The 24,871-nt window shown below is 58.1% G+C and carries 25 protein-coding genes and 2 tRNA genes; 19 read left to right on the top strand and 8 right to left on the bottom strand.

Annotated features, from left to right (window positions below; translation table 11 throughout):
• Positions 1 to 284 precede the first annotated feature (284 nt).
• The gene (locus tag HEQ60_RS04380) at positions 285 to 2,783 is read right to left on the bottom strand and encodes a Lon protease family protein (protein ID WP_168069886.1); all 2,499 of its coding nucleotides are present in this window, start codon (positions 2,781 to 2,783) and stop codon (positions 285 to 287) included.
• A 315-nt stretch (positions 2,784 to 3,098) separates the two neighbouring features.
• Between HEQ60_RS04380 and HEQ60_RS04375 the strand changes: the two genes are divergently transcribed.
• The gene (locus HEQ60_RS04375) at positions 3,099 to 3,413 is read left to right on the top strand and encodes a 4a-hydroxytetrahydrobiopterin dehydratase (RefSeq protein WP_168069884.1); all 315 of its coding nucleotides are present in this window, start codon (positions 3,099 to 3,101) and stop codon (positions 3,411 to 3,413) included.
• 7 nt (positions 3,414 to 3,420) lie between these two features.
• Here HEQ60_RS04375 and HEQ60_RS04370 read toward each other — a convergent pair whose 3' ends face one another.
• Entirely contained in the window at positions 3,421 to 4,146 is a 726-nt protein-coding gene (locus tag HEQ60_RS04370; protein WP_168069882.1) for a J domain-containing protein, read from the bottom strand.
• 341 nt (positions 4,147 to 4,487) lie between these two features.
• Positions 4,488 to 4,563 (bottom strand) — tRNA-Thr (locus HEQ60_RS04365).
• A 154-nt stretch (positions 4,564 to 4,717) separates the two neighbouring features.
• On the opposite strand from HEQ60_RS04365, the gene HEQ60_RS04360 reads away from it, so the two are divergent.
• Positions 4,718 to 5,263 (top strand): HAD family hydrolase, encoded by a 546-nt coding sequence (locus HEQ60_RS04360; protein WP_322099290.1) that lies wholly within the window; start codon positions 4,718 to 4,720, stop codon positions 5,261 to 5,263.
• 13 nt (positions 5,264 to 5,276) lie between these two features.
• Here the strand turns inward: HEQ60_RS04360 and HEQ60_RS04355 are convergent, their stop codons facing one another.
• A complete protein-coding gene (locus HEQ60_RS04355; RefSeq protein ID WP_168069880.1) occupies positions 5,277 to 6,269 on the bottom strand; it encodes an ankyrin repeat domain-containing protein in 993 nt (330 codons plus the stop codon).
• Positions 6,270 to 6,441: 172 nt separating this feature from the next.
• Here HEQ60_RS04355 and HEQ60_RS04350 point away from each other — a divergent pair, with 172 nt between their 5' ends.
• The 5 genes from HEQ60_RS04350 (at position 6,442) to HEQ60_RS04330 (ending at position 10,686) form a co-directional block, all read left to right on the top strand.
• The gene (locus HEQ60_RS04350) at positions 6,442 to 7,227 is read left to right on the top strand and encodes a sulfite exporter TauE/SafE family protein (protein WP_322099289.1); all 786 of its coding nucleotides are present in this window, start codon (positions 6,442 to 6,444) and stop codon (positions 7,225 to 7,227) included.
• A 33-nt stretch (positions 7,228 to 7,260) separates the two neighbouring features.
• On the top strand, positions 7,261 to 7,851 hold the full coding sequence (locus tag HEQ60_RS04345) for an SCO family protein (RefSeq protein ID WP_168069878.1): 591 nt from the start codon (positions 7,261 to 7,263) through the stop codon (positions 7,849 to 7,851).
• Positions 7,852 to 8,219: 368 nt separating this feature from the next.
• Entirely contained in the window at positions 8,220 to 9,473 is a 1,254-nt protein-coding gene (locus HEQ60_RS04340; protein WP_168070085.1) for a polyhydroxyalkanoate depolymerase, read from the top strand.
• Complete coding sequence (locus HEQ60_RS04335; RefSeq protein ID WP_322099287.1) at positions 9,463 to 9,945, top strand: YcgN family cysteine cluster protein; 483 nt, start codon at positions 9,463 to 9,465, stop codon at positions 9,943 to 9,945. The genes HEQ60_RS04340 and HEQ60_RS04335 overlap by 11 nt, the downstream gene beginning before the upstream one ends.
• Before the next feature lie 3 nt (positions 9,946 to 9,948).
• A complete protein-coding gene (locus tag HEQ60_RS04330; RefSeq protein ID WP_168069873.1) occupies positions 9,949 to 10,686 on the top strand; it encodes a M48 family metallopeptidase in 738 nt (245 codons plus the stop codon).
• Positions 10,687 to 10,806: 120 nt separating this feature from the next.
• On the opposite strand, the gene HEQ60_RS04325 is transcribed toward HEQ60_RS04330, so the two are convergent.
• Positions 10,807 to 10,881: transfer RNA gene (locus HEQ60_RS04325), tRNA-Gly, on the bottom strand.
• 197 nt (positions 10,882 to 11,078) lie between these two features.
• Between HEQ60_RS04325 and trxA the strand changes: the two genes are divergently transcribed.
• Positions 11,079 to 12,011 (top strand): thioredoxin, encoded by a 933-nt coding sequence (trxA, locus tag HEQ60_RS04320; RefSeq protein WP_168069870.1) that lies wholly within the window; start codon positions 11,079 to 11,081, stop codon positions 12,009 to 12,011.
• Between the two features lie 32 nt (positions 12,012 to 12,043).
• Entirely contained in the window at positions 12,044 to 12,250 is a 207-nt protein-coding gene (locus tag HEQ60_RS04315; RefSeq protein WP_168069867.1) for a Trm112 family protein, read from the top strand.
• Between the two features lie 27 nt (positions 12,251 to 12,277).
• Here the strand turns inward: HEQ60_RS04315 and lysA are convergent, their stop codons facing one another.
• Both lysA and HEQ60_RS04305 read right to left on the bottom strand, forming a co-directional pair.
• Positions 12,278 to 13,549 (bottom strand): diaminopimelate decarboxylase, encoded by a 1,272-nt coding sequence (gene lysA / locus HEQ60_RS04310; RefSeq protein ID WP_168069863.1) that lies wholly within the window; start codon positions 13,547 to 13,549, stop codon positions 12,278 to 12,280.
• 32 nt (positions 13,550 to 13,581) lie between these two features.
• Positions 13,582 to 13,731 (bottom strand): hypothetical protein, encoded by a 150-nt coding sequence (locus tag HEQ60_RS04305; protein WP_168069859.1) that lies wholly within the window; start codon positions 13,729 to 13,731, stop codon positions 13,582 to 13,584.
• Between the two features lie 177 nt (positions 13,732 to 13,908).
• Between HEQ60_RS04305 and HEQ60_RS04300 the strand changes: the two genes are divergently transcribed.
• Positions 13,909 to 14,589: a TlpA family protein disulfide reductase gene (locus HEQ60_RS04300; protein ID WP_168069854.1), complete on the top strand. Its 681-nt coding sequence runs from the start codon at positions 13,909 to 13,911 to the stop codon at positions 14,587 to 14,589.
• On the opposite strand, the gene rfaE1 is transcribed toward HEQ60_RS04300, so the two are convergent.
• Positions 14,564 to 16,036, bottom strand: a complete 1,473-nt coding sequence (rfaE1, locus tag HEQ60_RS04295) for a D-glycero-beta-D-manno-heptose-7-phosphate kinase (RefSeq protein WP_168069851.1) — start codon at positions 16,034 to 16,036, stop codon at positions 14,564 to 14,566. The two genes, HEQ60_RS04300 and rfaE1, sit on opposite strands and share 26 nt — an antisense overlap.
• Before the next feature lie 201 nt (positions 16,037 to 16,237).
• Here rfaE1 and HEQ60_RS04290 point away from each other — a divergent pair, with 201 nt between their 5' ends.
• From HEQ60_RS04290 to HEQ60_RS04250, 9 genes are all read left to right on the top strand, one after another.
• Entirely contained in the window at positions 16,238 to 16,957 is a 720-nt protein-coding gene (locus tag HEQ60_RS04290) for a heme ABC transporter permease (RefSeq protein WP_168070083.1), read from the top strand.
• A gap of 15 nt (positions 16,958 to 16,972) precedes the next feature.
• A complete protein-coding gene (gene ccmD / locus HEQ60_RS04285) occupies positions 16,973 to 17,191 on the top strand; it encodes a heme exporter protein CcmD (protein ID WP_209315408.1) in 219 nt (72 codons plus the stop codon).
• Positions 17,188 to 17,646: a cytochrome c maturation protein CcmE gene (gene ccmE, locus HEQ60_RS04280; RefSeq protein ID WP_168069848.1), complete on the top strand. Its 459-nt coding sequence runs from the start codon at positions 17,188 to 17,190 to the stop codon at positions 17,644 to 17,646. The genes ccmD and ccmE overlap by 4 nt, the downstream gene beginning before the upstream one ends.
• A gap of 66 nt (positions 17,647 to 17,712) precedes the next feature.
• The gene (locus HEQ60_RS04275) at positions 17,713 to 19,695 is read left to right on the top strand and encodes a heme lyase CcmF/NrfE family subunit (RefSeq protein WP_168070079.1); all 1,983 of its coding nucleotides are present in this window, start codon (positions 17,713 to 17,715) and stop codon (positions 19,693 to 19,695) included.
• 17 nt (positions 19,696 to 19,712) lie between these two features.
• Positions 19,713 to 20,267, top strand: a complete 555-nt coding sequence (locus HEQ60_RS04270; RefSeq protein ID WP_168069846.1) for a DsbE family thiol:disulfide interchange protein — start codon at positions 19,713 to 19,715, stop codon at positions 20,265 to 20,267.
• Positions 20,264 to 20,758, top strand: a complete 495-nt coding sequence (locus HEQ60_RS04265) for a cytochrome c-type biogenesis protein CcmH (RefSeq protein ID WP_168069843.1) — start codon at positions 20,264 to 20,266, stop codon at positions 20,756 to 20,758. The genes HEQ60_RS04270 and HEQ60_RS04265 overlap by 4 nt, the downstream gene beginning before the upstream one ends.
• Positions 20,755 to 22,137, top strand: a complete 1,383-nt coding sequence (ccmI, locus tag HEQ60_RS04260) for a c-type cytochrome biogenesis protein CcmI (protein ID WP_168069840.1) — start codon at positions 20,755 to 20,757, stop codon at positions 22,135 to 22,137. Before HEQ60_RS04265 ends, ccmI begins: the two co-directional genes overlap by 4 nt.
• Before the next feature lie 107 nt (positions 22,138 to 22,244).
• On the top strand, positions 22,245 to 23,627 hold the full coding sequence (locus HEQ60_RS04255) for an EAL domain-containing protein (protein WP_168069838.1): 1,383 nt from the start codon (positions 22,245 to 22,247) through the stop codon (positions 23,625 to 23,627).
• Complete coding sequence (locus HEQ60_RS04250; protein ID WP_168069835.1) at positions 23,624 to 24,871, top strand: EAL domain-containing protein; 1,248 nt, start codon at positions 23,624 to 23,626, stop codon at positions 24,869 to 24,871. Before HEQ60_RS04255 ends, HEQ60_RS04250 begins: the two co-directional genes overlap by 4 nt.

Here is a 24,871-nt window from a genome sequence, read left to right as displayed (position 1 = left end):
AAGGGTTCCTTGTACAGCAGGGCAAAAATTACAGAACGGGGACAGGGCGTTTCTGTCTTTCGATGATCACGAATCCAGGCAACCAGGCACCCGTATTGCCGCAGATAGCGGCGTCGCATGTTACTCTCTTCCAGTCGTGGAGGGGAAGCACACCGACGCATGTTTCCTGCCATAGGGACGGTATGGATGGCAAGGCAATCGCCGCAGTCAGCCTATACGGAACGTGCTCCGTCTTGCTGTCCGTGTCCGGGCTGACTGCGATATTGGTGCCTGCTGTGCTGTCATCAGGACCGTCGGTCGCCGGCTGCTCCCTGTGTTCCGCCCCATGATCCCGTGCTGTCACTGTTACCATCGGCTTCCTGTGCAGCAATTCGTGCGAATGTTTTCAGGCGTGATGCTATACGGCGGTTTATGCTGCCCGGTGTCCATTGGCCGGTCGTGCTGTCCTGTTCCCCGGCAGGGAGTCCGGTAAGAAGGGCAATGCCGTCATCGACATGTGTGATCGGCCACACGTGGAACATCTGCCGGCGGCAGGCATCAACAACATCTTCACGCAGCATCAGATTGATGATGTTGGTTTGCGGGATAATGACGCCCTGTCGTCCTGTCAGGCTGCGGGCCTCGCAGAGGTCAAAGAAACCCTCGATCTTTTCATTGATGCCGCCAACGGCCTGAACAGCGCCGAACTGGTCAACCGATCCGGTCACCGCTTTACCCTGGTCAACAGGCGTATCGGCCAGAGCGGACAAAAGCGCATACAGTTCGGTGGAGGAAGCAGAATCTCCGTCGATCATGCCATAGGATTGCTCAAAAGTAATGCTGGCCGAGAACAGGATCGGCCCGTCATTCCCGAACCGGCTGCGCAGGAACGAGGACAGGATCAGCATGCCCTTTGAGTGGGTTGGTCCTCCCAGGTCAACTTCCCGTTCGATATCATCAAAATCACCGCGCCCCACCCGAACCCTGGCTGTGATACGTGATGGCTTGCCGAATTCTTCCGTTCCGATGCCGATAATAGCAAGTCCGTTGACTTGCCCGACTGCCGATCCATCGGTCTGGATGGTAATGGTGTTGCGGGTAATATCTTCCTGCATGGCAACAGGAATACGGTCTGATCGCCGGCGCTGTGCCTGTATAGCCTTCTTGACGTGCTTGGCTTGTACGGTTTTGCATGCTTCCTGCCCGGCAACCCATGCCGCCTCACGCAGCAAGTCGGTCAGCGCCCCCACGCTGGCGGTCAGCTTCCCGGCATCTTCTGCCAGACGGCTTCCATGCTCGATGATGCAGGCTACCGCTTCGGCTTCCAGGGGAGGAAGGTTTTTGCGTTGTCCTATCTCTGCCAGAAGGAGGGACATGCCGCGTATGGTGCGTGGTTCGCGGGGGAAGACGGTGTCAAAGTCGGCAACAACCTTGAACAGCTCACGAAAATCAGGATCGCTTTCTGCCAGCAGGTAATAAAGGGCTGGTTCTCCCAGAAGAACCACCTTCAGGTTCAGGGGAATGGGTTCGGGTTCCATGCTCTGCGTTGACATGATGCCCCATGATGTTCCGGGGGCTTCGATCCGGATTTCCCGGTTGCGCAGGGATCGTTTCAGATCTTCCCAGGCAAAGGGATTGGCCATCAGCTTCCGTGCTTCCATGACCAGGAAACCACCGTTGGCCCGGTGCAGGGCGCCGGGGCGCAGCAGGTGGAAATCGGTGCTCAGGGTTCCGAGATGTTGGCGGTATTCAATACGGCCCACCAGGCCGGGCTGTGTCGGGTGATCCTCGATGATCAGCGGAGCCCCGGCGGCATCCCCGTGGTCAATCAGGACGTTGACATGATAGCGCCGGAAACGGAGATCATCACCGGCCTTGCGGATCATGGCGGGTACGTTCTCGTCGTCATCCTCGTCACCGTCCGGGAGGAACAGGACGCTGTTCTCAAGAATATCGGCCCGCACGGCATCAAGATATTCCATGGCTTCACGGCAGTCATCGCCGGAAAACGCGCCCCGGATGGAAGCCATTTCACGGTCCAGGACAGATCCGGTCAGTTCGTGGTCCAGGATGCGGCCTTGCTCGCGTTTTTCGCGTTCCCACTGTGGGATCCGTCGCACGGTTTCTTCCAGGGCATCCTGCAGGCGGCTGATTGTTTCCTTCAGGGCTTTCTGCTCGTCCTCGGGCAGATGGCTGAAGTCATCCGGTCCCAGTGCCTCTCCGTTTCGCTCCGGTGCCAGGGTCAGGCCCATCGGTGTGCGAACCAGGGCAATGCCATCGGCCTCTGCTGCCCGACGGTGTTCGTCCAGGGCTGTTTCACGGCGCTGGCGGAAATCCTCTTCGATGTTGCGCTGGCGGCTGTGATATTCCTCGGTTTCAAAGGCTGCGGGAAGGGCGTGACGCAGTTCTTCCACAAGGGCCGCCATGGCTTTTGCAAATGCCCTGGCCCGACCTGCCGGCAGGCCCAGTGCCTTTGGTCTGTAATTGTCTTCAAAATTATACACATAACACCAGTCCCGTGCGGGTGATCTTGATGCTGCGGCTTCCCCTACAAATCGCCGGATAAGGCTTGCTTTTCCTGTACCTTCCGGACCCATACAGAACAAATTATAGCCTAGGGCAGACATGCTGATTGCAAAGTGTACTGCCTCAACGGCACGCGATTGGCCAACAGGGTGGAGGGTTTCTTCATGGCTGGGGGGAAGGTCGGATGAAATCGCAAAGGGGATTTCTGCCGGGTGTACTGTACGGCGCAGTATCTCTGGATCAAGAGATGTGACGGGGGTCCTGGCAGGCGGCATCATGGCATCCCTTGAGAGGAGCAGGCAGACGGATCAGGGTGTTGACTTGACCCGCCCCATGTCATCGTTGAACAATCCAGGACAGAAACCCGCTGTGCAAACGGTGACATGGGGCACCAAGTTTCCAGGATCTTTGCCGGTTGTGCATCAGTATTCCGGTCCGGGACGACGGCAGAGAAATATAAGGCTGTGCTTCTTTGTTCCTGTACGGACAGGCGGATCCTTGTAGCATGCCGTGGTTCGTGTGTTTCTTGGGCTATTGCAATTCTGCCCTGGTGATGCCGGGTTCGGCAGGGCAGGCGAAGAGAGGGAAGAAAAATGGTCGTTCCCCTGACAACGAGCCGCAGGGCTGAACTGGGGCAGCAGCTTCCGCTGTGGAGCATGGTGCCCGGTCGCGATGCCCTGTTCCGCAGTCTTGTGTTCTCCGACTTTAGTCAGGCGTTTGGTTTCATGAGCCGGGTTGCTCTGGCTGCCGAGGCGATAAACCATCATCCTGAGTGGTTCAACGTCTGGAACCGTGTCGAGATAACCCTGTCCACCCATGATGCTGGTGGGTTGAGCGAGCGTGATGTCGATCTTGCTCTCCGGATTGACCAGCTGGCGTTGGAAGCCGGGGTTCGTTCCGGTATCTGAACATCTTTCAATGTGGGCGCGCCTTGCGCAGGAGATCCATGGCCGCATTGAGTTGGCTCATCCGGCTATGACTTCCGTACGGGTTGTCCGGGTGGTGGACCGTGGCCAGCATACGGAAACGCAGCCTGATCATGCGGGCGTCAGGGTCAGAGTAGGGAGGGAAACCCAGAACGTGCAGGGCTTCGGCCCGTGATGTGATGCCCCCGGGAATAGGGTCGAAGGCGAGGACGCTGACCGTTGCACGAAGTTGCTCCAGCTCGTCGTGAAGCTCGCGCCTTTCAGCATCGTAATCGCGCGACTCTTCGTTATGCAGGGTGCTGATGGATGGCGCCGGTTCGGGAGGTGGCACGGGGGGAGGAGGAGGTGACGGAGCTTCCTCTTCCGTCGGTCCCAATTTCAGCTGTAACGCTCCATAGTCCAAGGCAAGCGCCAGGTTGAGGGCCTTGCGTATAAAAGGGATCTCCAGCCCCGATGGGAGGCGAACCTGCAAACGTGGCTTGCGCCGCCAGGGGCGGCCTTCGGCCCTTCCGGACTTCAGCACTACCGTTTCACGGTCATCCCGGACAGGTTCCCCCGGGTCTGCAAAGGATTCAATAACGTGTTCAGGAACGACCAGCATGACGGACCGGGCCACGTCGGCGGCATTGACGCGTCGTCTGTGGGCCAGGGCAAGAATGGAATCCCGGAAGTCCGATGGACAGGACAGGGTGTAGGACTGCTTGATCTCAGGCATGGGTTAATCCTGGTGCGCTCGGATGGCCCCGCCGGGCCGCATACATGGGAATAGCAAGGAGGCAACGTCCCGGGTCAGCAATCACAGAAACCTCTGTCCTGCTGTATGCAATCTGCCCTTGTAGTCAAGGCTGCGCAAGAAATGTATTGAACCGTGCGGCCATGTGTAGCCGGCAGGTCAACAATGCCGGTCATAGGGTGTGGTTTGGAGGTTTGTCTCTGGTGATGGTTCAGGCGTGCGGCCGACAGAGCGTGCATACCCCGGATTCGGCGAGGGCAACCCCTGTCACCGTCACTACGTATGAATTCAGGGATATGTTTCCGGAACTGGCAGGAGGAAGATGGTGCCGCAGAAGGGACTTGAACCCCCGACCCACGCATTACGAATGCGTTGCTCTACCAGCTGAGCTACTGCGGCATACGCTCCATGCTTCCTGTTTCGGGGCGGATGGGCTATCCCATACATCCCAGGATGCGATTTTGACCCGAAGCATCGCCAAGGCGCGCACAATAGTGCCGCCATTCCGGTTTTGCAAGGGGCTGGTTGTGGAGATTTTCCGAAAGGACGCGCTGTGGCTGCCCGTTATATCATGCTGGACCGTGATGGAACGTTGAATGTTGACGTTCATTACCTGTCCGATCCGGATGATCTCTGTCTGGAACAGCACGCTGTGGCCGGACTAAAGGCTCTTGCCGGGGCTGGTTTTCGCTTTGTTGTGCTGACCAACCAGTCCGGCATTGCCCGCGGGTTGCTTACCCCGGCCCTCTTGTCTGATATCCATGCCCGTCTTGATGCAATCCTTGCCCTGGAGAACATTGTGATTGATGGGTATTTCTTTTGTCCTCACGGTCCGTCAGATGGATGCACGTGCCGGAAGCCTATGCCTGGCCTGGTGCTGGAGGCTTCCCGCACGTTGGGATTTGATCCGTCTGCGTCATGGATGATTGGCGACAAGGCGGCCGATATTGGCCTTGGTCAGGCTGTCGGGGCCGGAACAGTTCTGGTCCGTACTGGCAAGGGAACTGTGACGGAGGCAGAACAATCCTGTCGGCCTGACTTGGTGGCAGATCATTTGCTTGACGCAGCCCGCCTGATTCTGGCCCGCGAGTCGTCATGATCCCGGGGCCGGGTCAGGATGCACCTTCCAAGGCACGGAGGGTACGAGTATTGCCGCTTTCCCGGGCCATGTCCAAGGCATCACGGCCGGTGTAGTCTGTCATGCCTGTATCGACCCCTCTTGTCAGGAGAAACTCGACAACGGGGGCGTTCCCACGGCGTGCAGCCCGCATCAATGCACTCATCCCCTGGCGATTTTGCAGGTCAGGGTTAGCGCCGGCATCAAGCAGTTTCTTGGCAAGGGTCAGGTTGCCTTGGTCTGCGGCCCACATCAGGGCTGTGTTGCCAAAGGAGTCGGTCGCATTGATCCGGGCCTTGTGCGTGAGGAGAAGGTCGACCGCAGCATCCAGATCCCGACGCGTTGCCAGCACGATCAGAGGCTCCCTGTTGCGGCTCAGGGTATCCGGGCTGGTTCCTCCAAGAAACATCCGCTTCATCTCGGGCCAGTTTCTGGACACCATGACGCCAATAATGGGCGCTTCCAGTGGCAGGTCTATGTCGGCTATCTGAAGAGGGAGGGCACTCTCGTTCCGTAAAGATCCTGGGAATTCATTCTCTTGGGGCCCCCATGCTCCCGGATCAGGCGGCAGGCCCTGTGGTGGCCAAGAGGGTGTGTAGCCAGAGAGGGGACGCGTGTCGTCTATCTGGCTCTCCTTTTTCAGTTGTTCCCGATAGTCCCGTTCCCGTTCAACGTATTCTTGATATTCTTTCTGGAATTCCTGTTCCCGTTGTTGTTCCTTTTCTCTGATCGCTCTCTCAAACATGCTTTCCCGAGGTATGCTAGGGCTTGGGGTGTAGCTTTCTGTTCCCGTGGTGCCAAGTCGCAACCCGTTGCTCCTAGGATCGGTTGTCCGTAGCCAGCGATCTTCCTCCTGTCGCTCGTGCCATTTTTGAATCGCTTTCTCGCTTGCCGACCGTTCAGCATGAACAGGCGCAGTTAGCAGGCAGAGCATCAGGGCCATGGTAAGCACAGCGTGTATTCCGGTCATGACAGGACGACGAAACATGTTTCGGGGACTCTCCACAGAAGTGGTTCTTGCAGGCTCCGGGCATGCATCCTGTACAAGGTTTTGTCAAGGAATGTGGCGATTTCTTGGGGGTTGATGCCGGATACAGGCTGTGCGACACAACACCCTGTGTTGCCGTGACGATGACAGCAAGTCGGGGTTGGAGGTGGTTGTGAGCGGACCTGATATCCTGTCTGTCCTGTACGGTGGTGTTGCGCATTGTTCGGCCGTGATTTCCGGTCATGCTGGCCTTATGGGCGGGTTGTTCATGGCAGGGTTGGGGGGTGGCCTGACCCATTGCGTTGGCATGTGCGGGCCTTTTGTCCTGTCACAGGTTGCTTCAGGCCTGGAGCAGATCCCTGCATCGCAGATGCGCGAATGGCACCGTCTGACTGGTGCAGCGCTGTTGCCCTATCATCTGGGGCGGGCGACCACCTATACGGCATTGGGTGCGGCCGGTTCCGGTCTGGCTGGCTATGTGGTTCCGGCTTCTGTTCCGGGTTGGGTGTCTGCTGCTCTTCTGATGGTGGCAGGCTTTCTGTTCCTTGGGCAGGCCTTGCCCCGGATGCGTGTGTCTCTGGTGCCGGCTTCTTCGGGTGCTCTGGTCGTGGGGTCTTTGTCCGGTATTCTGGACCATCTGTTTATGGCGCCGAAGGGGTTGCGGGGTTATGCCTTGGGGGTTGTTCTTGGATTTATGCCGTGTGGCCTGCTGTATGCAGCTTTGGCTGCGGTATTGTCCACAGCAGACCCCATCGCAGGTGCTGCTGGCATGTTTCTATTTGCCATGGGAACGGTTCCGGGCCTTTTCATGACAGGTCTGGCCGGATATTGCGCGGGCATGCGCTGGAAGCAGCTTGTGCGGATCTGGGCTCCTGTCTTGATGATCCTGAATGCCGTTGTGCTGTTCTGGCTGGCCTTTCGCTCTCTTTCCGGCGAGGGTATTCAGCTTCCTTTTTAAGGTTGATTTTGCGTGTTTTGTGGGAAGTGGGCAATGCGTATATTGAAGGGTGTTCGTTATGCGGCTGTTGTCCTGATCGCTGTTGTATTGGCTTTGGTCGGGCGGTTTACGCTGTTGCAGCCAGAGACTTCTCCACCATCTCCCGGCGGGCCTTTTACCCTGGTTGACGGACAGGGGAAGACTGTAACGGATCAGGATTTTCAAGGCCGGTGGATGTTGGTATATTTCGGCTATACCTATTGCCCGGATGTATGCCCGACAGGGCTGCAGACTATAAGCCAGGCGTTGCGGCTTTTGCCGTCTGCAAAGGCTGAAAAGGTCCAGCCCCTGTTTATCAGTATTGATCCGCAGCGCGACACGCCCGAGGCGGTGGGGGCCTATGTTCAGGCATTTGACCCTTCCATGATCGGGCTGACAGGAACAGAAGAGCAGGTTGCTGCTGCTGCCAAAGCTTATAGGGTTTATTATCGGAAGGCCCCGGAATCCGGTCGGGCTGCGGATGATTATCTGGTTGATCACTCGGCCATGACCTGGCTTATGGGGCCGGATGGGCGCTATGTGACGTGGTTCGCGCATGGTCTGTCGGCAGAGGAGATGGCAGCCGGCCTTGCCCGTCTTCTCTGACAGGACAAGGCGTGCCCTGCGATGTGTCTGTATGGACGAGAGGCCTATAATCCCGGTTCCCGCCCTTCTTTTCTTTCGGGCAGGTGTCTGTTCTTGTGGGATGGGCCTTGCTGAACCGGCCGTGACGGGCTGAATGTGGTGCATACAGCCATTTTTTTTGTTTTACCCTCTTGTTCCGGTGCTTTTGTATGCTTGCATCCGGGGCCCAAGTGGCCAACATTGGGTGGTCCACGCAGTTTTACCGGGCGGCCTGCGGGTCAGGCGTTGTGCCCGGGATTGTACTGCAGGATCGTGTCCCGTCTGAATCTGGATTCTCTTTGTTCAGGGACGGGGCGGGGTTGCCGGCTTCGACAGAGGGTGTTTGCAACATGCCACTCTACCAGATTCATGAAATGCAGCATGCCGCCCTGGCTCCGATGCGTATGGTGGCGCAAGCCGTGCATGTGCTGTTCTCCAACCCGCTCTTGCCCTTTTCCTATACGCATGCTGCAAAATCCCTGGTCGCCGGGGCGGATCTTTTTGAACGGATGACCCGTCAGTACCTGAAGCCCGAGTTTGGCTTGCTGACAACGCATACCGACTGTGCCGGCACGGTGGCCGTGCATGAGGAAGTTGTCATGCGCCTGCCGTTCTGTGACTTGCTGCATTTTGCCCGTGATTGTGCACGGAAAGACGATCCCAAGGTTCTGATTATCGCGCCGATGTCCGGTCACTATGCCACCTTGCTGCGTGGCACGGTGGAAGCCATGTTACCCGATCACGATATTTACATTACGGACTGGATCAATGCCCGTGATATCCCCCTGTCCGAGGGGCCGTTTACCTTAAGTGACTACGTTAGTTATCTGCGACGTTTTCTGGCCTATCTTGGGCCAGGGGTTCATACCATGGGGGTTTGCCAGCCCAGTGTGCCCATGCTGGCCGTTGTGTCGCTGATGGCCGAGGACAACGATCCCAATCGTCCCCTTTCCATGGTGATGATGGGGGGCCCTATTGATACGCGGTGTAACCCGACAGAAGTGAACCAGTTTGCCTTAACCCGCGAGATCAGCTGGTTCGAGACAAAGGTTGTTCACGCCGTTCCTGCTGGTTATCCTGGTCGGGGTCGTTTGGTTTATCCGGGCTTCCTCCAGCTTTCGGGTTTCCTGTCCATGAATCTGGAGCGTCATGCGGACGCCCATGCGACCTATTTTGGTCACTTGATCCGTGGTGACGGGGATTCTGCGGAAAAGCACCGCGAGTTTTATGATGAATACCTGTCCGTCATGGATCTGCCGGCGGAGTTTTATCTGGAGACTATCCGCGAGGTTTTCCAGAAGCATTCCCTGCCACAGGGGCAGATGATTATTGCCGGGCGTCCGGTACGGCCCGAGGCGATTACCGATGTAGCGCTGATGACGGTTGAGGGTGAGAAGGACGATATCACCGGTGCCGGCCAGACCAAGGCTGCCCACGATCTGTGCTGTAATATTCCGGAACGCTTGCACCTTCATCATTATGCTCTCAAAGTGGGGCATTACGGTATTTTCAACGGGCGCCGCTGGCGCGAGGAAATTTTGCCCCATGTCCGAGAGTTTTTCCGTTTCGCAGAGAAAGAGCAGACACGCCGCCGTGTCCTGTGATGCGGTATCCCCTGTTGTTGGGTCTAAGCCATTCTGGAAGAGCAAGTCACCAGAGAAGATGACCCGCGAGGAGTGGGAGTCCCTGTGTGACGGTTGCGGCAAATGTTGCTTGCACAAGCTGCAAGATGAAGATGACACTGACGGAACGCCCGGGGCTATTCATAACACTAACGTGGCGTGCCACCTTCTTGATCCGGGGTCGTGCCGGTGTTCAAATTACGAGCGACGCTTTGACTTTGTGCCGGATTGCGTTCAGCTGTTTCCCCAGTTCATCAGCCGCCATACCTGGTTGCCACGCACCTGTGCCTATCGCCTGATACACGAAGGGAAAGATCTCCCTTGGTGGCATCCACTGGTATCGGGTGATCCCAACAGTGTGCACGAAGCCGGCGTTAGTGTTCGTGGTCGTGTGGTGTCGGAGCGGCGGGCGGGTCCCCTGGAGCATCATATCGTTGACTGGCCGGATCTGTAGGGCATGGGGCATGTGTCTTTGAAGGGGCATGCTTCAGCCCTGCAATGTCCGGAGGTTTTTGTTGATGTGGACGGGGACAAGCTGGCTGTTCGTTTCCGCCCTTTGGTTCGGGCGGTCAATCTGACCCTGCGTCTTGAGCCGGATCATTCCACTGTTGTGGTAACACATCCCCCGCGGATCTCCCGTCGCCAGCTTATGGGCTTTGTTTCGGATCATGTGAGCTGGATCCGGCAGAGATTGCGCTGTGTTTCCCCCTCTATCCCCTTTACGGATGGGCAGGTCATTCCGGTACTGGGAATTCCCCGGACCCTGTGTATACGCCCTGAAGGACGGCGGGGCATTGTTCTGGAGGAAGGACGGATCATTGTGACTGGTCCTGTTGTGTCGCCTGCCAACCGCCTTCGGGACTGGTTGCGCCAGTATGCCCTTCGGGAGGTCCGGTCGCGTGCCTGTGTCATGGCCGAGCGTGTGGGCCAGCGCGTGCGGTCGGTGACTGTACGTGATACCCGTACACGCTGGGGAAGTTGCTCGGTTACGGGGGATCTGTCTTTTTCATGGCGCCTGATCCTGGCACCAGACAAGGTGCTGACCTACGTTGTTGCGCACGAGGTTGCGCATCTGGTGGAAATGAATCATTCCCGGCAGTTCTGGTCAGTGGTGGATAGTTTGGTTGGCCCCTGCCGTGCCGAACGCGACTGGCTGCGCCGCAACGGCTCCAGCCTTCTCCGGTATGGATCGTGACGAGGGCTTTGTGTCCCGCTGTCTGTGCCTCTGGACAAAGCCATGTGCACAGCCCCTCTGCCTCGTATCGAGGTCCCTGCTGGGATGGGCTGCAAAAATTCGTACTATTTTCTTTGAAAATGGAGCGGGCGAAGGGATTCGAACCCTCGACCCCAACCTTGGCAAGGTTGTGCTCTACCCCTGAGCTACGCCCGCTCGGCGGACAGGATGTTCTCCTGTCGGGTGGAGGCGCTATATAGCGGGTTCACTGTTGCTTGTGCAAGAACTTTTTGGGCTGATAATCATTTTTTCTTCCGGGAATCAGGCAACAGGTATGGTTGTGCCCTTGTCAGCCGGATCACTTCGGTCCATCTATACGATGGGTTCACGTTGACAGCAGGATTTTATCAGCCATGGCGATTATTTTTGACGGACAGGATCAGCGTCATACCGCAGCCCGGACTACCTCCGGTGAAGCAGGTTCTCTTGTCAAGGATACCGATGCTGCCCGTTTTGTCGCCGATGTTATTGATGCTTCGTTCCATGCCCCGGTCCTTGTTGACTTCTGGGCTCCGTGGTGTGAGCCGTGCAAGACATTGGGGCCGTTGCTGGAGAAGCTTGTTCATCAGGCAAAGGGTGCCGTGCGTATGGTCAAGGTCAATATTGACCAGAACCGTGCGTTGGCTGCGCAGTTCCGGATTCAGTCTGTTCCTGCTGTTTATGCCTTTCGTGATGGCCGTCCTGTGGATGGTTTTGTCGGGGCTTTACCGGAAAGCCAGATCAAGGCTTTTATCAAGCGTCTTTCCGGAGCCGAGAACCCGCTGGAGATGGCTCTGGAGGAGGCAAAATCACTGGCTGAGGCTGGGGATGTTGAGTCCGCATTGGCCCTTTATCAACAAATTTTGGCACAGGATCCATCTTGTTCTGCCGCTGCGGCTGGTATTGTGACTGGTTGTCTGGCACTGGGGAGTGTTATGGAAGCGCGTGCCTTCCTTGAGCAGGTTCCGGATTCAATGCTGTCATCTCCGGATATGCGTGCTGCGCAGACACGCTTGGAGTTGGCTGAGGAGGCCTGTCGTGGCGAGGGCGCGGTGCATGACCTGGAGTCCCGCGTTGCAGCAAGCCCCGGGGATCACCAGGCCCGTTATGATCTCGCCATGGCCTATGTCGCTGCGGATCGGAGGCAGGACGCGGCGAACGCCTTGCTGGATATTATCCGCATGGACCGGAGCTGGAATGATGAACAGGCCCGGCACCAGCTCCTCAAGCTGTTCGAGGCATTTGGCCATGCTGACCCGGTGACTGTTCAGGCCCGTCGGCAGTTGTCATCCCTTTTGTTTTCCTGACCTCAAGTACTTTGCAGGACGGAGTTTTCTTCATGACGGAAAAGATCCAGAGTCATCATACGGTTGACCCAAAGCTTCTGGAGATACTGGTCTGCCCCCTGTCCAGGGGGCCCCTGCGCTATGATTCTGATGCCCAGGAGCTTATATCCGACAAGGCGGGACTGGCCTATCCCATACGGGACGGCATTCCCATCATGCTGGTTGACGAAGCCCGGTCGCTGGATGGTGACGGGCCCTGACAGGGCTGATTGTTGCGGATAGTCCTGTTACGAGGAGAGCCAGTCCGGCATGGATTCAAGGGCTGTCATGTCCTGCAAGGTTGGTCGCCGCCGGGTGATGGCAAAGCGATCCCCCTTGACCAGAACCTCTGGCACCAAGGGGCGGGTGTTGTACTGGCTTGCCATGACCGCGCCATAGGCCCCCGCAGACAGGAATGCAATCCTGTCGCCAGCCTGCAGGGGGGGGAGCATGATGCTGCGGGCAAAAACATCCGAGCTTTCGCACACGGGGCCAACCACATCACAGGTTTGTCCTGCTGATCCTGCTTCCGGTTCGGCAAGCGGTATGATGGTGTGGCTTGCATCGTACATGGCTGGCCGTATCAGATCATTCATGCCGGCATCCAGGATGACAAAGGTTCGGGTCTGGCTGTTTTTGACATACACGACCCGGGATACCAGAATGCCGGCATTGCCGGCAATCAGCCGTCCTGGCTCCAGAAGAAGGGTACATCCGGTTTCCGAGACGGTATCCCGCACCATGGAGGCATAATCAGCTGGCAGCGGAGGTGCCGTGTCAGCATCCTTGTAGGGGATTCCCAGTCCTCCTCCAAGATCTAGGCGGCTGACATCCACTCCTTCGGCACGAAGGGTCCGGGTCAGCGCAACAATCCTGGAAAACGCGGCCCGGAAGGGGGCAAGGTCTGTGATCTGGCTGCCGATATGGACCGCCAGCCCCTTGAAATCAACACCGGGCAGCGATGCGGCATGATGGCAGACCTGTGTTGCCATGTTCCATTCAATGCCGAATTTATTCTCCCGGTTTCCGGTTGTGATCTTCTCGTGACCGCCAGCTCCGATATCAGGGTTGACCCGTACGGCGACAGGGGCCCGTATACCAAGGTGTCGGGCGACAGTATCGAGAGCTCCAAGCTCTGGCAGGGATTCAACGTTGATCTGATAGACCCCGGTCTTCAGCGCCAGTTCCAGCTCTGATTCCGTTTTACCAACCCCGGAGAATACAATCCGTTCTGCCGGTATTCCGGCCTGCAGGGCCAGCTGGAGTTCACCCCCGGACACCACATCAGCGCCGCAGCCCTGTTGTGCCAGTGTCCGCAGGACAGCCAAGCTGGAGTTGGCCTTGGCCGCAAAGTGGATGCGGGTATCCAGGCCACGAAAGGCTTCTGCAAAGATGCTGTAGTGTCGGACCAGGGTTTCCGTCGCGTAGATGTAGCACGGCGTTCCGACAGCCTCGATAATTCGGCTGACGGGGACATCTTCGGCGTGCAGTGTGCCGTTACGGTAAAGGAAATGGTGCATGGTCCCGTGCCGGTTTCTGTGTTGTCAGGGAATTATTCGCGTGGATAGCCGTGCTTGTAGGTTGATCCATCTGGATCCAGGGGGGCACCCCGTTTGCCGCACGCTGAAAGACTTGCCCCGGCTATGCCAAGGACAGCAAGAATCCAGCACAGGCGCAGAAGAGTATCGTAACGGCGTATCATCGATCAGTCCTCCGGCGGTAACATACAGGCCCTGTTCACGGGCTCTGTCGACACGTCTGGATACTATTGTTTCAATCGCTATGCCAGAGAGAGCGTGTGGACTGTTGCGTGTTTCTCTTTCTGGGCTGTACGGTATTCCAGCAATCAGCAGAAGCAGGCAGGGTGAGGACAGACAGGATGAACGTATCGTGGCTTTGGCGAGACCAACCGTATCGTAGCCTTGTGCATGGTATTGTATTCATGCTGACCTTGCTTCCATTACAGGCCATGGCCGAAGTGAAGGATATGGGCGTAGTTCCGGGCTGTTCACCTTTTCCGTCACGCAAGGACGGTCTGGTGACCGGTACCTTGATGGAAATGGTGCCGCCCTGCCGCCCCCCGGATTTCACGTTTTATGGATCGGATGGCCGGGCGCATACGCTGGATGATTTCCGGGGGCAGCCGGTTCTGCTGAACCTCTGGGCTACGTGGTGCACGCCCTGTGTGCGCGAAATGCCCTCTCTCCTGCATCTGGAGCAGACCAGAAGACAAGGTGGCATACGGGTGATTGCCCTGAACCAGGATATCAATGGTGAGCGCGCTGCCGCGCCATTTCTGGAAAAAAACGGATGGTCGGATCTTGTGTTATGGCTGGATCCAAAGAACCATGCTGCGAAAGCTTTGCAGGTACATGGTCTTCCCGTCAGTTTCCTCTTCAACCATCAGGGGCTGATGGTGGCCCGGCTGGCGGGAGAAGCGGACTGGTCTTCCGCAGCCATGGCGGAAACGCTGCAGCGTTTGGTCGAAGTTCCCGCTGTCGGGGAGGATGCAGCAACTGCCGGAGATGATCCCCCTATGCCTTCTCCCGAAGGCGGTTGACGGTGCGTGTCGTGGATTGTCCGGGTTCCAGGGTGGCCAGGAAAACCTCGCCGCCCGCGTCCAGAACAACCTTTGACCCGACAACCGTTTCGATGGTGTAGTCCGCGCCCTTGACCAGAACATCGGGCAACAGGGTTTCAATGATTTTCAGCGGTGTGTCTTCGTCAAAAATGACGACGGCATCCACCAGCTCCAGGGTAGCCAGAACAGCAGCACGAGCAGACTCGGCCTGTATGGGCCTGTCGTCCCCCTTCAGGCGTTTGACGGAGTCATCGCTGTTCATGCCGACGACCAATCGGTCACAGCGGGTTCGGGCCTGACGCAGAAGGGACAGGTGCCCCGGATGCAGAAGGTCAAAGCAACCATTGGTGAAGCCAACTCTCAACCCTGCCTGCTTCCAGCCCCGGACCAAGTCGGCAATGCGGGGAAGGTCAAGAATACGGGCCTCGGCATGCCCGATATCGCGGTGATGCAGGGCATCAACAAGCTCGGCCGCCGTTACTGCAGCTGTACCGGACTTCCCGACAACAATGCCGGCGGCAACATTGGCCAGGGCTGCAGCCTCAGGAAGTGACAGGCCGCAGGCCAAGGCTGCGGCAACTGTTGCGACCACCGTGTCCCCGGCCCCGGAGACATCATAAACTTCCCGCGTCTGTGCCGGCAGGTGCAGGACGGAGCCATTGGCATCAACCAAGGTCATGCCATCCTCGCTGCGGGTAGCAAGAATGTGGGGAATGGAACAGTGTCCGGCGAGGAAGCGGGCGGCTGCGACAATATCATTGTCGGTCCTTGTCGGCATGCCGGTGGCATCGGCCAGTTCGCGGCGGTTCGGTGTTACCACCGCTGCCCCGTGATAGATCGTGTAATCGCGGCCTTTCGGGTCAACAACAACAGGAATGCCAAGGGCTGCGGCTTTTTCCAGAATGGGTCTGATGACAGCCTCGGTAAGGACGCCCTTGCCGTAATCAGACAGGACAACGGCCCCGCAGTTCGGCAAGGCCGCCAGGCATCTGTCAACAAGGGTGCGGGCACAGGCCTCCCCGACGGGGTGAACGGTTTCCCTATCCACGCGCAGGAGCTGCTGCCCCACGGCGCTGTAGCGAATCTTGACCCCGGTTGTGCGACCATCTTCGACATGGAGGGATGAATCAACTCCGCGCAGGGCTGTAAGCTGAGAAGTGATGTCCCGTCCCGGCGCGTCATCGCCCAGGGCTGAAATAAAGCAGGTCCTGGCTCCCAGGCCGGACAGATTGCGAACTACATTGCCCGCCCCGCCCAGCATAACCGTTTCACCGGTCACGCGCAGGACAGGAATCGGTGCCTCGGGCGAGATGCGGTCAACGGCCCCGGCAATAAAGTGATCCAGCATGACGTCGCCGATGCACAGCACTGTTGCATTGGCCAGATCCGCCACCCGGGCGGCAAGACGGGCGTTTTGGGTACTCATGGTGCCGCACAGTATATCATGGTGCCGGTTTCGCCAAGTATCCCATGTGGTAACAGTACATGCGGAGGAAAAGATCATCCGTTGTACTGGAAACATGGTCGCCGGGCGGTTATGTATGGGACTGCCCGGATCACAGGAGAAGCCGGGTGCCATGCGGGGTCACCATACCGGACGACCCCGGAGAACCTTGTGGGAGACCCGATGCACCGGTTTGCCAACCCCAGTCGTTTCCTGCGCCTTGCCGATCGCATTGTACCGTGGGCGGCGGCTGTCTGCATCCTGTCCTTTGCTGCCGGGCTTGCAGCGGCCCTGTTTCTGTCCCCGGCGGACTACCAACAGGGGCAGAGTGTGCGCATTATGTATGTGCATGTGCCTGCGGCCTGGATGGGGCTGTTTGCCTATACTGTCATGGCTGTTTCCAGTGCTGTGGCGCTGATCTGGAAGCATCCGCTGGCCGACCTGACTGCACAGGCATCGGCACCGGTCGGGGCCTGCTTTACGTTCCTGTGTCTTGTAACCGGGGCCTTGTGGGGAAAGCCCATGTGGGGAACATGGTGGGTCTGGGATGCCCGCCTGACCAGCATGCTGGTGCTTTTGTTCCTGTACGCAGGCTATATGGCCTTGCAGGGGGCCTTTGACAACCCGGATCGAGCCTCGCGGGCTGCAGCGGTCCTGGCCCTTGTGGGTTTTGTCAATGTGCCGGTTATCAAGTTCAGTGTTGACTGGTGGAACACCCTTCATCAGCCCGCCAGCGTGACCCGTTTTGGCATGCCGGCCATTGATCCTTCGATGCTGGTTCCGCTTTTGCTGATGGCGCTTGCGTTCAAGGCATATTATGTCACGGTGCTTCTGGTCCGGATCAAGTCTGCCTTTGTCGAGGCCAGAATAAGAACCCTGAGGCTGGGGATATATCGCGCATGACCGGAAGCTGAGATCATGGAGCATTTCATCGATATGGGAGGATACGGGGTTTATGTGTGGCCTGCGTATGCCCTGACAGCCCTTGTGCTGCTGTCCCTCCTGGCATCAAGCCTGTACGGGTTGCGTCGGCGCCGCCGGATGCTGGAGCATTTGCGGCAGGCGTATGCCGGTCCTGATGCAGGACAAGGCGGAAAAGATGTGGGAGCCGGGTTGACAGAGCCGGGGTCGGCATGACACGCAAGCAACAGCGTCTGTATATGGTTGTGGCCGGCATGATGATGCTGGGCCTTGCAACGGCGCTGGGCCTTGCAGCGCTGCGTGACAACCTGGTTTTCTTCTATAGCCCCATGGATCTGCAGACCCGCGATACATCTGCTATACCTCGTTTCCGTCTGGGTGGCCTGGTTAAAGAAGGCAGCTTGGTTCGTGATGGGCAGCAGGTTCGCTTTGTTGTGACTGACGGCGTTGCCGATGTTGCTGTTCACTACAGGGGCATTCTGCCCGACCTGTTCCGGGAAGGGCAGGGTGTTGTGACCGAGGGGCGACTTGATCCCGGTGGAACCTTTGTTGCCAGTGAAGTTCTGGCCAAACACGACGAGACCTATATGCCGGCCGAGGTGGTGGAGTCCTTGAAGAGGTCAGGACACTGGACCGGTCAGCAGACGGGAGGCGACCCCGGACGTCCTTGATGGGCATGCCGGGAAGCGGAGGAAACAGCGGTGCCCGAATCGTTCAGTTTTGCCGAAGCAGGCCATATGGCTCTTGTCCTGGCCTTCTTTGTTGCCCTGGCCCAGTCTGTTGTTCCCCTGCTTGGGGCCAGCCGCCGGGATCCGGTTATGGCCTTGGCCGCCCGGCCGGGGGCTGTGGTCCTGTTTCTTCTGGTTGTCACGGCTTTTGGCTGTCTGCTGCAGGCATTCGTGGTGTCGGATTTCTCCGTAGCTCTGGTCGCCCGCAACAGTCACTCTGACAAGCCCTTGCTGTACCGCATATCCGGCACGTGGGGAAACCACGAGGGATCGCTGCTGCTGTGGATCCTGATTCTGTCGGTGTTCAGTCTGGCGGTTGCCGTGTCGGGGCGGGGATTGCCGTTGTTCTTCCGGGCCCGGGTTCTGGCCGTGCAGTCCATGATTTCATCGGGATTTCTGGCCTTTATCCTGTTTACGTCCAACCCGTTTGCCCGTCTTGATCCAGCCCCCCTGAACGGGCAGGGGCTAAACCCGTTGTTGCAGGATCCTGGCTTGGCATTTCATCCGCCGATGCTCTATCTGGGCTATGTCGGCTTCTCGATGGCATTTTCCTTTGCTGTCGCTGCCCTGATCGAAGGCCGGGTGGATGCAGCGTGGGCGCGCTGGGTGCGTCCGTGGACACTGGCGGCATGGGTTGCGCTGACTCTGGGGATTGGTCTGGGGTCGTGGTGGGCTTATTACGAACTGGGCTGGGGTGGCTGGTGGTTCTGGGATCCGGTAGAGAATGCCAGTCTGATGCCGTGGCTGCTGGGCACAGCCCTGGTTCACTCTGCCCTGGTTGTGGAGAAGCGCGATACCCTGAAAAGCTGGACGATCCTGCTGTCCATTCTGACCTTCGGGTCCAGTCTATTGGGGACTTTTCTGGTGCGTTCCGGTGTGCTGACCAGTGTGCATGCCTTTGCCTCCGACCCGCAGCGTGGTCTTTTTGTCCTGCTGCTTCTGGGGGGGGCAGTTGGCGGTGCCTTGGTCCTTTACACCCTACGTGCCCCGTCCCTGAAGGGGGGCGGTCTGTTTTCCCCCGTCTCGCGGGAGTCCGGGTTGTTGCTCAACAACCTGTTCATGAGCACGATTATGGGGACCGTGTTGGTCGGTACCCTTTACCCTCTGCTGGCGGATGCGCTGGATCTGGGAAAGGTGTCGGTGGGGGCGCCGTTCTTTAATGCAACGGTTCTGCCCTTGATGGTTCCGTTACTTCTGGCGATGGCTGTTGCCCCGCTGCTGTCGTGGAAACGGGCTGACCTGGGTGGTGTCCTGTCCCGTCTTCGTGTTGCTGCGGGGTTGGCTCTGGCCGGTGCCGGGATAACCTGGGTTTCTGGCGGGGGAAAAACCGATGACCTGCTGGCCGCCTTGGGGTTTGGCCTTGCCCTTTGGCTTGGACTGGGCACGTTGACAGAATGGGGGGAGCGGGTGCGCCTGTTCCGGGTTTCTGCCTCTGAAACTCTTCGCCGGATAGCGGGGTTGCCCGGATCGGCTTGGGGAATGACGCTGGCCCATCTTGGCATGGCCGTGCTGACCGCCGGGGTTACCGCATCGTCTGTTTACCGCAGCGAGGCCATACAGAATCAGGCGATCGGAGAGGCTGTTCATCTGGATAGCTGGTCATTTACCCTGAACGGGGTTGATGCTGTCACCGGGCCGAATTACGAGTCCCTAGCTGGTTCTTTTATCATTCGCAAGGGTGATGCTGCTATTGCGGAGACCAAGCCTGAGAAACGTCATTATCGCTCCCCTCCGATGCCGACAACAGAGGCCGGTATCCACACTACCGGCCTGACCGATCTCTATACCGTTCTGGGTGAACCGGTCCCTGGCCGACCGGGGGTATTTGTGACCCGTATCTATGTCGAGCCCTTGGTGCCCTGCCTGTGGTACGGTGCCCTGCTGATGGGACTGGGTGGATTGATTTCCCTGACGGACCGTCGTCTGCGGATCGGGGCTCCGGCACGTCGGGCCAAGGGTGTGGCCGAGGCAGGAAGCGCGGTGCGGGTTTAAGGGACAGGACAACACGGATGGTGCGCAAGGTTATTATTTTTGCCCCGACACTGCTTTTCGTGGCACTGGTTGGTTTGTTTGCCAGCCGTCTGAACAAAGACCCGTCGGCGCTACCCTCGGTGCTGCTGGATACACCGGTTGCGCCATTTTCACTGGACGCCCTTCCCGGGCGTGACCGTCCCTTGTCATCCGATGTCCTGCGCGGGCAACTTTCGCTGGTAAATGTCTTTGGTTCCTGGTGTGTGGCCTGTCGCGAGGAACATGAATTCCTGATGACCCTCAAGGCACAGGGGGATGTGCCGATCCATGGCATCAACTGGCGGGAACGGAGCCCGGCAGACGGGATCAGGTGGCTGGAAAAACATGGGGATCCCTATGATCATGTCGGGCAGGATCCGGACAGTCGTGTTGCTATCGCCTTGGGAGTAACCGGTGCGCCGGAAACCTTTGTGATCGATGCAGCCGGGATCATTCGCTACCGGCATGCCGGTGTTCTGACGCCTGCAATCTGGGCTTCTGCCCTGAAACCACTGATCGACCATCTGCGCCACAGTGAAAGCCCGTTGTCATGATCCGTCGTACTGGATACGGGGTGGCTGTATTGCTTGTCCTGTTGAGTGCGGGATTGTGGAACCAGGCTTCTGCCGTGGAACCAGACGAGATGCTTCCCGACCCGGTCCTGGAGCAAAGAGCGCGTGCGATCTCGCAAGGCCTGCGCTGTGTTGTCTGCCAGAATGAGAGCATTGATGAGTCCAACGCCGATATTGCCCGTGACCTGCGCATTCTGGTTCGGGACCGGCTGGCCCGGGGGGACAGCGATGATGCTGTCGTGGAGTATGTCGTCAGCCGGTATGGTCGCTATGTGCTTCTGCGCCCGCCCTTTGATCTGACGACCCTGGTTCTGTGGGCAACGCCTTTTGCCCTTCTGATTCTGGCTCTTGTGGGGGGGTGGTGGTTTCTGCGTCGGCAGGTTCGACCGGATGTCGCAGCGTCTTTGCCTTTGACGCCACAGGAGAAGAAGATCCTTGCGCGTCTGGTGGCTGAACAGGACAGCCGGGAATGATGGACGTGCTGACTGTATCCATGGTCGTGGCAACGGCAATTGCTGTGGCCTTTCCGCTTTTGCGCCGCGTGCAGGGTGGCAGTGCGGGTTCTGCCCGTCCCGACCTTGCGATTTATCGGGATCAGCTTGCAGAGGTTGAGCGGGATCAGGAACGGGGTCTTCTGGATCCCGGGCAGGCTGAAGCTGTTCGGTTGGAGGTGCAGCGCCGTATGCTGGCAGCTGTCAGTTATGCAGAGGCAATCGATCCGGTCATACCCGACGGTGCAGGGTTGCGACGCGTTCTGGCTGTTCTTCTGGTTGCCATGGTTTCTGTCGGGAGCCTAGTGGTTTATGGCCAGATTGGGTCACCGGGGTTGCCTGATCGGCCCCATGGTGCTCGCTTGGCAGAGCGGCTTGGACTGGGCACCGCAGATATCGAGCGCCTGAACAGACGGGCGGATCAGTTGCAGACCCTGCTTTCATCCAGCCCGGATGATCCGGCCCTCTGGCGGGAGATGGCCCAGGTCCGGCAGGATCTTGGGGCTTATGGCCAGGCGGTCTCTGCATGGAGCCGCAGGTCACAGTTGGCCCCGATGGCCCCGGATGACTGGGCATCATTTGGCGAAAGTCTGGTACAGGCAGAGGCGGGTCTTGTGGGGGAGCGGGCGCAGGCTGTTTTCACGCATGTTCTGGCTCTGGACAGGAAGGACCCACGGGCCCGCTGGTTTCTGGGGTTGTCTGCTGTGCAATCCGGCGAGCCAGAGCGTGGGCTTGCCATCTGGCTGGATCTGGCACGGGACTCCCGGCCTGATGCCCCGTGGATGAAGATGCTGAACGAACGTGTCAAGACTGTTGCCATGAAGGTCGGTCTTGATCCTGACTCTGTTACGCCCCGCCATCCGGCAGACCCTCATGATGCTTCGGCTATGCCATCCTTTACCGAGGAAGAAAGGACGATGGTGACCGGTATGGTTGACCGGTTGAGACAGAGGCTGGCTGATGCTCCCGATGATGCACAGGGGTGGCAGAAACTGGGGCGATCGCTGACAGTTATGGGGGATGCATCGGGTGCGGCCGAGGCCTATGGGAAGGCGGCAGATCTCCTTCCCGATGATCCGGTGGCCCAGCTTGATTACGCCACGGCGCTGGTAACACTGCGTGAGCATACAAATGGTCGGGACCTGTCACCGCGATTCCATGCCATTGCAGCATGGTTTGCCCGGCATGATCCGGACAGTCCGGGGGGGCTGTTTGTGCGAGGTATTTCTGCGGAGGCACAGGGGAAACCGGCAGAAGCCCGCTCTTTTCTGGAACGTCTTCTGGCCTTGACCCCGCCCGGATCGGCGGCAGAGTCGACCTTGCGTGTCTGGATCGACCGTCTGGCCCAACCGCCCGGCTAAAAGCGCCGGGCTTTGTCTGTTCTGTCGCGCGGCGTTTGATGGCACTGTTCTTCAGGGTCAGGTAGAATGCTCTCTCCGGAGGGGTTTGGCGTCGGATTTATCAGACAATGGTTCAGCTGCGCGATCCAACACATTCCGAGCGGGAACTGCTGGATACAGTAGAACGTGGCGGTCGTACTCCGGCCGGCCGTACGGCCGTGCACTTGCATCTGTCGCAGCTGCTGCCCTCGAACCGTACACCCTCGCACCTGCGGATGGCGGCCAGCCTGTTCATGCCTCTGCAATCCCTGAATGTTGTGCGGGTCTTTTCCCTGTCCTGCGGTGATATCATGGTCGTCGGCAAGGATATGCCGGAGGACGAGGTTGAAAGGGTTATCAATCGTATACGTTCATTATTTCACGATGACCCCTTGTCCTGGTATGACGAGGACGAAGGTATCCCTGATCCCTTTGTAACATGGTATGCCTTTGAGGTTGATCTCCAGGTTCTTTTGCCGGTGGTGCGTAGCATCCTTGCCGAGGCGGAGAAGCGTCGTCAAGCCATGGGGATGCTGCCACCCGAACCGGAACCCATTGGTCCCGGCGATCTGGGCGGGATGATCAGTGGCCTGGACAGTCTTAACATCCGCCGCAACATTCATCGCCAGCCCTGTATCCATATTACGGAGAAGCAGGCCGAGATTCTCTTTGAGGAGTTCTACGTTTCTGTTTCATCCATAGGTCGTGTGATCGCCCCGCACCGAGATATTCTTTCCGAACGTTGGCTGTTCCAGGAATTTTCTCGGACGCTGGATACCCGGATGATTGCTGCTCTTGTCCGCAGCGAGGTTGCCGCCTTGCCGCGGACAATCAGCCTGAACCTGAATCTGGAAAGTCTGGACAGCAAGGAATACGACGTGCTGCGCCGTTCCATGGATCCCGACCGCCATATTGTGGTCGAGGTTCAGGTTATTGATGTGTTTACGAACCTTGATCGATGGCTCAGTGCCAAGCCTATGTTGAGAGAGACAGGAGACTTTCTGGCTCTGGATGGTCTGACGCCATCGATGGGAGGTGTGATGGATCTGGAGCGTCTGGACCCTGATTTTGTGAAAGTTATCTGGAGTCCGGAAATGGCCGCGCCGGAGCATCCGACAGCGGTCAGTGATATCCGCTCCATTGTTAACGCTCTTGGCGGTGACCGTGTGATTCTGTCCCGTTGTGACAGTCAGGTTGCCGTAACATGGGGGATTGAGCACGGCATCAGAAATTTCCAGGGTCGTTTTATCGATGCCGTGCATGGTGCAATGACCATGCGGTCATGTCCGGCTGCTGCGCAGTGTACGTTGAAGGAATGTGCAACGCGGCGATCCGCTGTTGATATGAAAATGCGGACGACCTGCCCGAATATTCCTGGTCTGGATGCGGTTCAGTTCTTTTCCGCCCCTTCAATCCGGTTGCGGCGGGCAAGCCCGCCATCACCAACGGATGGTGGAGAGCCGTCCTCATGAGCGAAGTGCCAAAAACGCCCCAGTACCTGCCCGGATTTGCAGATGAGCGGCGTCTTTTATCTGATTTGAAGCGGTCGGCAAGCCACACAAAGGGCCGGCATGCTATGCAGGTGCATCTCGGTCGCCTGATGCCTGCGAACCGGCCTGATCATACGCTGGATGGCGCGGAAACAACGTTCACACCTCTGGTAACACGGGAAGGCGCCAAGTTTTACTGGTTGTCGGACTTTGATTTCATTGTGCTGTTCAATACCAGTAGCCTGGATACGGTGCGGGCGGCCTTGATCAAGATTCGCTTTCTGTTTGCTGCCGACCCCCTTCTGAAGGAGCCTGTTCAGGCGGGGGAGAATGACCCGTTTGTCACCTGGTATGATCTGGACAAGAGTTTTGATGCCCTGCTTGATATGATCCGTCGACGGATTGCATCGCATCCGGCAACAGATCCTGTCCCAAAGCGCCATCATCGGCATGGAGCGACAGGACAGGCTCCTGCAAGGGCGGGGGCTCCACTGACTCCTGAAACTCTGGAACGGGTCGAGAAGGCATTGACCGGGGCTGACCTGTCCAGCCATATCCGGCGTCAGGCTGTTTGTGCTGTTGTTGGCAAGGGGGCACCGGATCCGGTCTTTACCGAGGTGTATGTGTCTATTGGTGACCTGCGCGAGGCTTTGCTTCCCCATGTGGCCCTGTCATCCAATCCGTGGCTGTTCCAGCGTTTGACGCAGACCCTTGACCGGCGGGTCCTGGCAATGCTCAGCCGTCGTGATGACCGTACGCTGTCCCAGGGATTTTCAATCAACCTGAATGTTGGAACCATTCTGTCAGAAGACTTTCTGCGCTTTGATGAAAGCCTGTCGCCGGGTAATCACGGGACAGTGATTCTGGAGCTTCGTACCGAAGACATTTTCTCCAACCTGACGGGCTATTTCTTTGCGCGTGATTATGTCCGGCAGCGGGGTTATCGTATTTGTATTGATGGTTTGACCTGGAAGGTTTTGCCTTATATCGACATTGTCGGTCTGGGGGCAGATATGGTCAAGATGAGCTGGCAGAGCGATCTGCCAAAGATTCTGGAGAGTCCTGAGGGAAAGATCGCGCGCGATCTTGTTCTACAGAATCTTGCCGGAAGGGCGATCTTGAACCGCTGTGATGATGAGGCAGCCATAACGGCCGGTCAAAAGATGGGATTCACCCTGTTCCAGGGCCGTGTCCTGGATCGAACCATGAAGCCATACCTGTATTGA

This window comes from Haematospirillum sp. H1815 (assembly GCF_012102705.1).
Classification (GTDB): domain Bacteria; phylum Pseudomonadota; class Alphaproteobacteria; order Rhodospirillales; family Rhodospirillaceae; genus Haematospirillum.
The sequence above is the reverse complement of the archived record's forward strand: the minus strand, read 5'-3'. Positions and strand labels throughout refer to the sequence as shown.

Bases quoted from the DNA above. Each gene is read 5' to 3' on its own strand.
- HEQ60_RS04250 (WP_168069835.1), top strand. From the start codon at position 23,624: ATGAGCGAAGTGCCAAAAACGCCCCAGTACCTGCCCGGATTTGCAGAT.
- HEQ60_RS04275 (WP_168070079.1), top strand. From the start codon at position 17,713: ATGGCTCTTGTCCTGGCCTTCTTTGTTGCCCTGGCCCAGTCTGTTGTT.
- HEQ60_RS04340 (WP_168070085.1), top strand. From the start codon at position 8,220: ATGCCACTCTACCAGATTCATGAAATGCAGCATGCCGCCCTGGCTCCG.
- HEQ60_RS04375 (WP_168069884.1), top strand. From the start codon at position 3,099: ATGGTCGTTCCCCTGACAACGAGCCGCAGGGCTGAACTGGGGCAGCAG.
- rfaE1 (WP_168069851.1), bottom strand. From the start codon at position 16,036: ATGAGTACCCAAAACGCCCGTCTTGCCGCCCGGGTGGCGGATCTGGCC.
- trxA (WP_168069870.1), top strand. From the start codon at position 11,079: ATGGCGATTATTTTTGACGGACAGGATCAGCGTCATACCGCAGCCCGG.
- HEQ60_RS04370 (WP_168069882.1), bottom strand. From the start codon at position 4,146: ATGCCTGAGATCAAGCAGTCCTACACCCTGTCCTGTCCATCGGACTTC.
- HEQ60_RS04345 (WP_168069878.1), top strand. From the start codon at position 7,261: ATGCGTATATTGAAGGGTGTTCGTTATGCGGCTGTTGTCCTGATCGCT.
- HEQ60_RS04270 (WP_168069846.1), top strand. From the start codon at position 19,713: ATGGTGCGCAAGGTTATTATTTTTGCCCCGACACTGCTTTTCGTGGCA.
- ccmD (WP_209315408.1), top strand. From the start codon at position 16,973: ATGGAGCATTTCATCGATATGGGAGGATACGGGGTTTATGTGTGGCCT.
- HEQ60_RS04330 (WP_168069873.1), top strand. From the start codon at position 9,949: ATGGGGCATGTGTCTTTGAAGGGGCATGCTTCAGCCCTGCAATGTCCG.
- HEQ60_RS04305 (WP_168069859.1), bottom strand. From the start codon at position 13,731: ATGATACGCCGTTACGATACTCTTCTGCGCCTGTGCTGGATTCTTGCT.
- HEQ60_RS04380 (WP_168069886.1), bottom strand. From the start codon at position 2,783: ATGATGCCGCCTGCCAGGACCCCCGTCACATCTCTTGATCCAGAGATA.
- HEQ60_RS04315 (WP_168069867.1), top strand. From the start codon at position 12,044: ATGACGGAAAAGATCCAGAGTCATCATACGGTTGACCCAAAGCTTCTG.
- ccmI (WP_168069840.1), top strand. From the start codon at position 20,755: ATGATGGACGTGCTGACTGTATCCATGGTCGTGGCAACGGCAATTGCT.
- HEQ60_RS04255 (WP_168069838.1), top strand. From the start codon at position 22,245: ATGGTTCAGCTGCGCGATCCAACACATTCCGAGCGGGAACTGCTGGAT.
- ccmE (WP_168069848.1), top strand. From the start codon at position 17,188: ATGACACGCAAGCAACAGCGTCTGTATATGGTTGTGGCCGGCATGATG.
- HEQ60_RS04265 (WP_168069843.1), top strand. From the start codon at position 20,264: ATGATCCGTCGTACTGGATACGGGGTGGCTGTATTGCTTGTCCTGTTG.
- HEQ60_RS04355 (WP_168069880.1), bottom strand. From the start codon at position 6,269: ATGTTTCGTCGTCCTGTCATGACCGGAATACACGCTGTGCTTACCATG.
- lysA (WP_168069863.1), bottom strand. From the start codon at position 13,549: ATGCACCATTTCCTTTACCGTAACGGCACACTGCACGCCGAAGATGTC.
- HEQ60_RS04290 (WP_168070083.1), top strand. From the start codon at position 16,238: ATGCACCGGTTTGCCAACCCCAGTCGTTTCCTGCGCCTTGCCGATCGC.
- HEQ60_RS04300 (WP_168069854.1), top strand. From the start codon at position 13,909: ATGAACGTATCGTGGCTTTGGCGAGACCAACCGTATCGTAGCCTTGTG.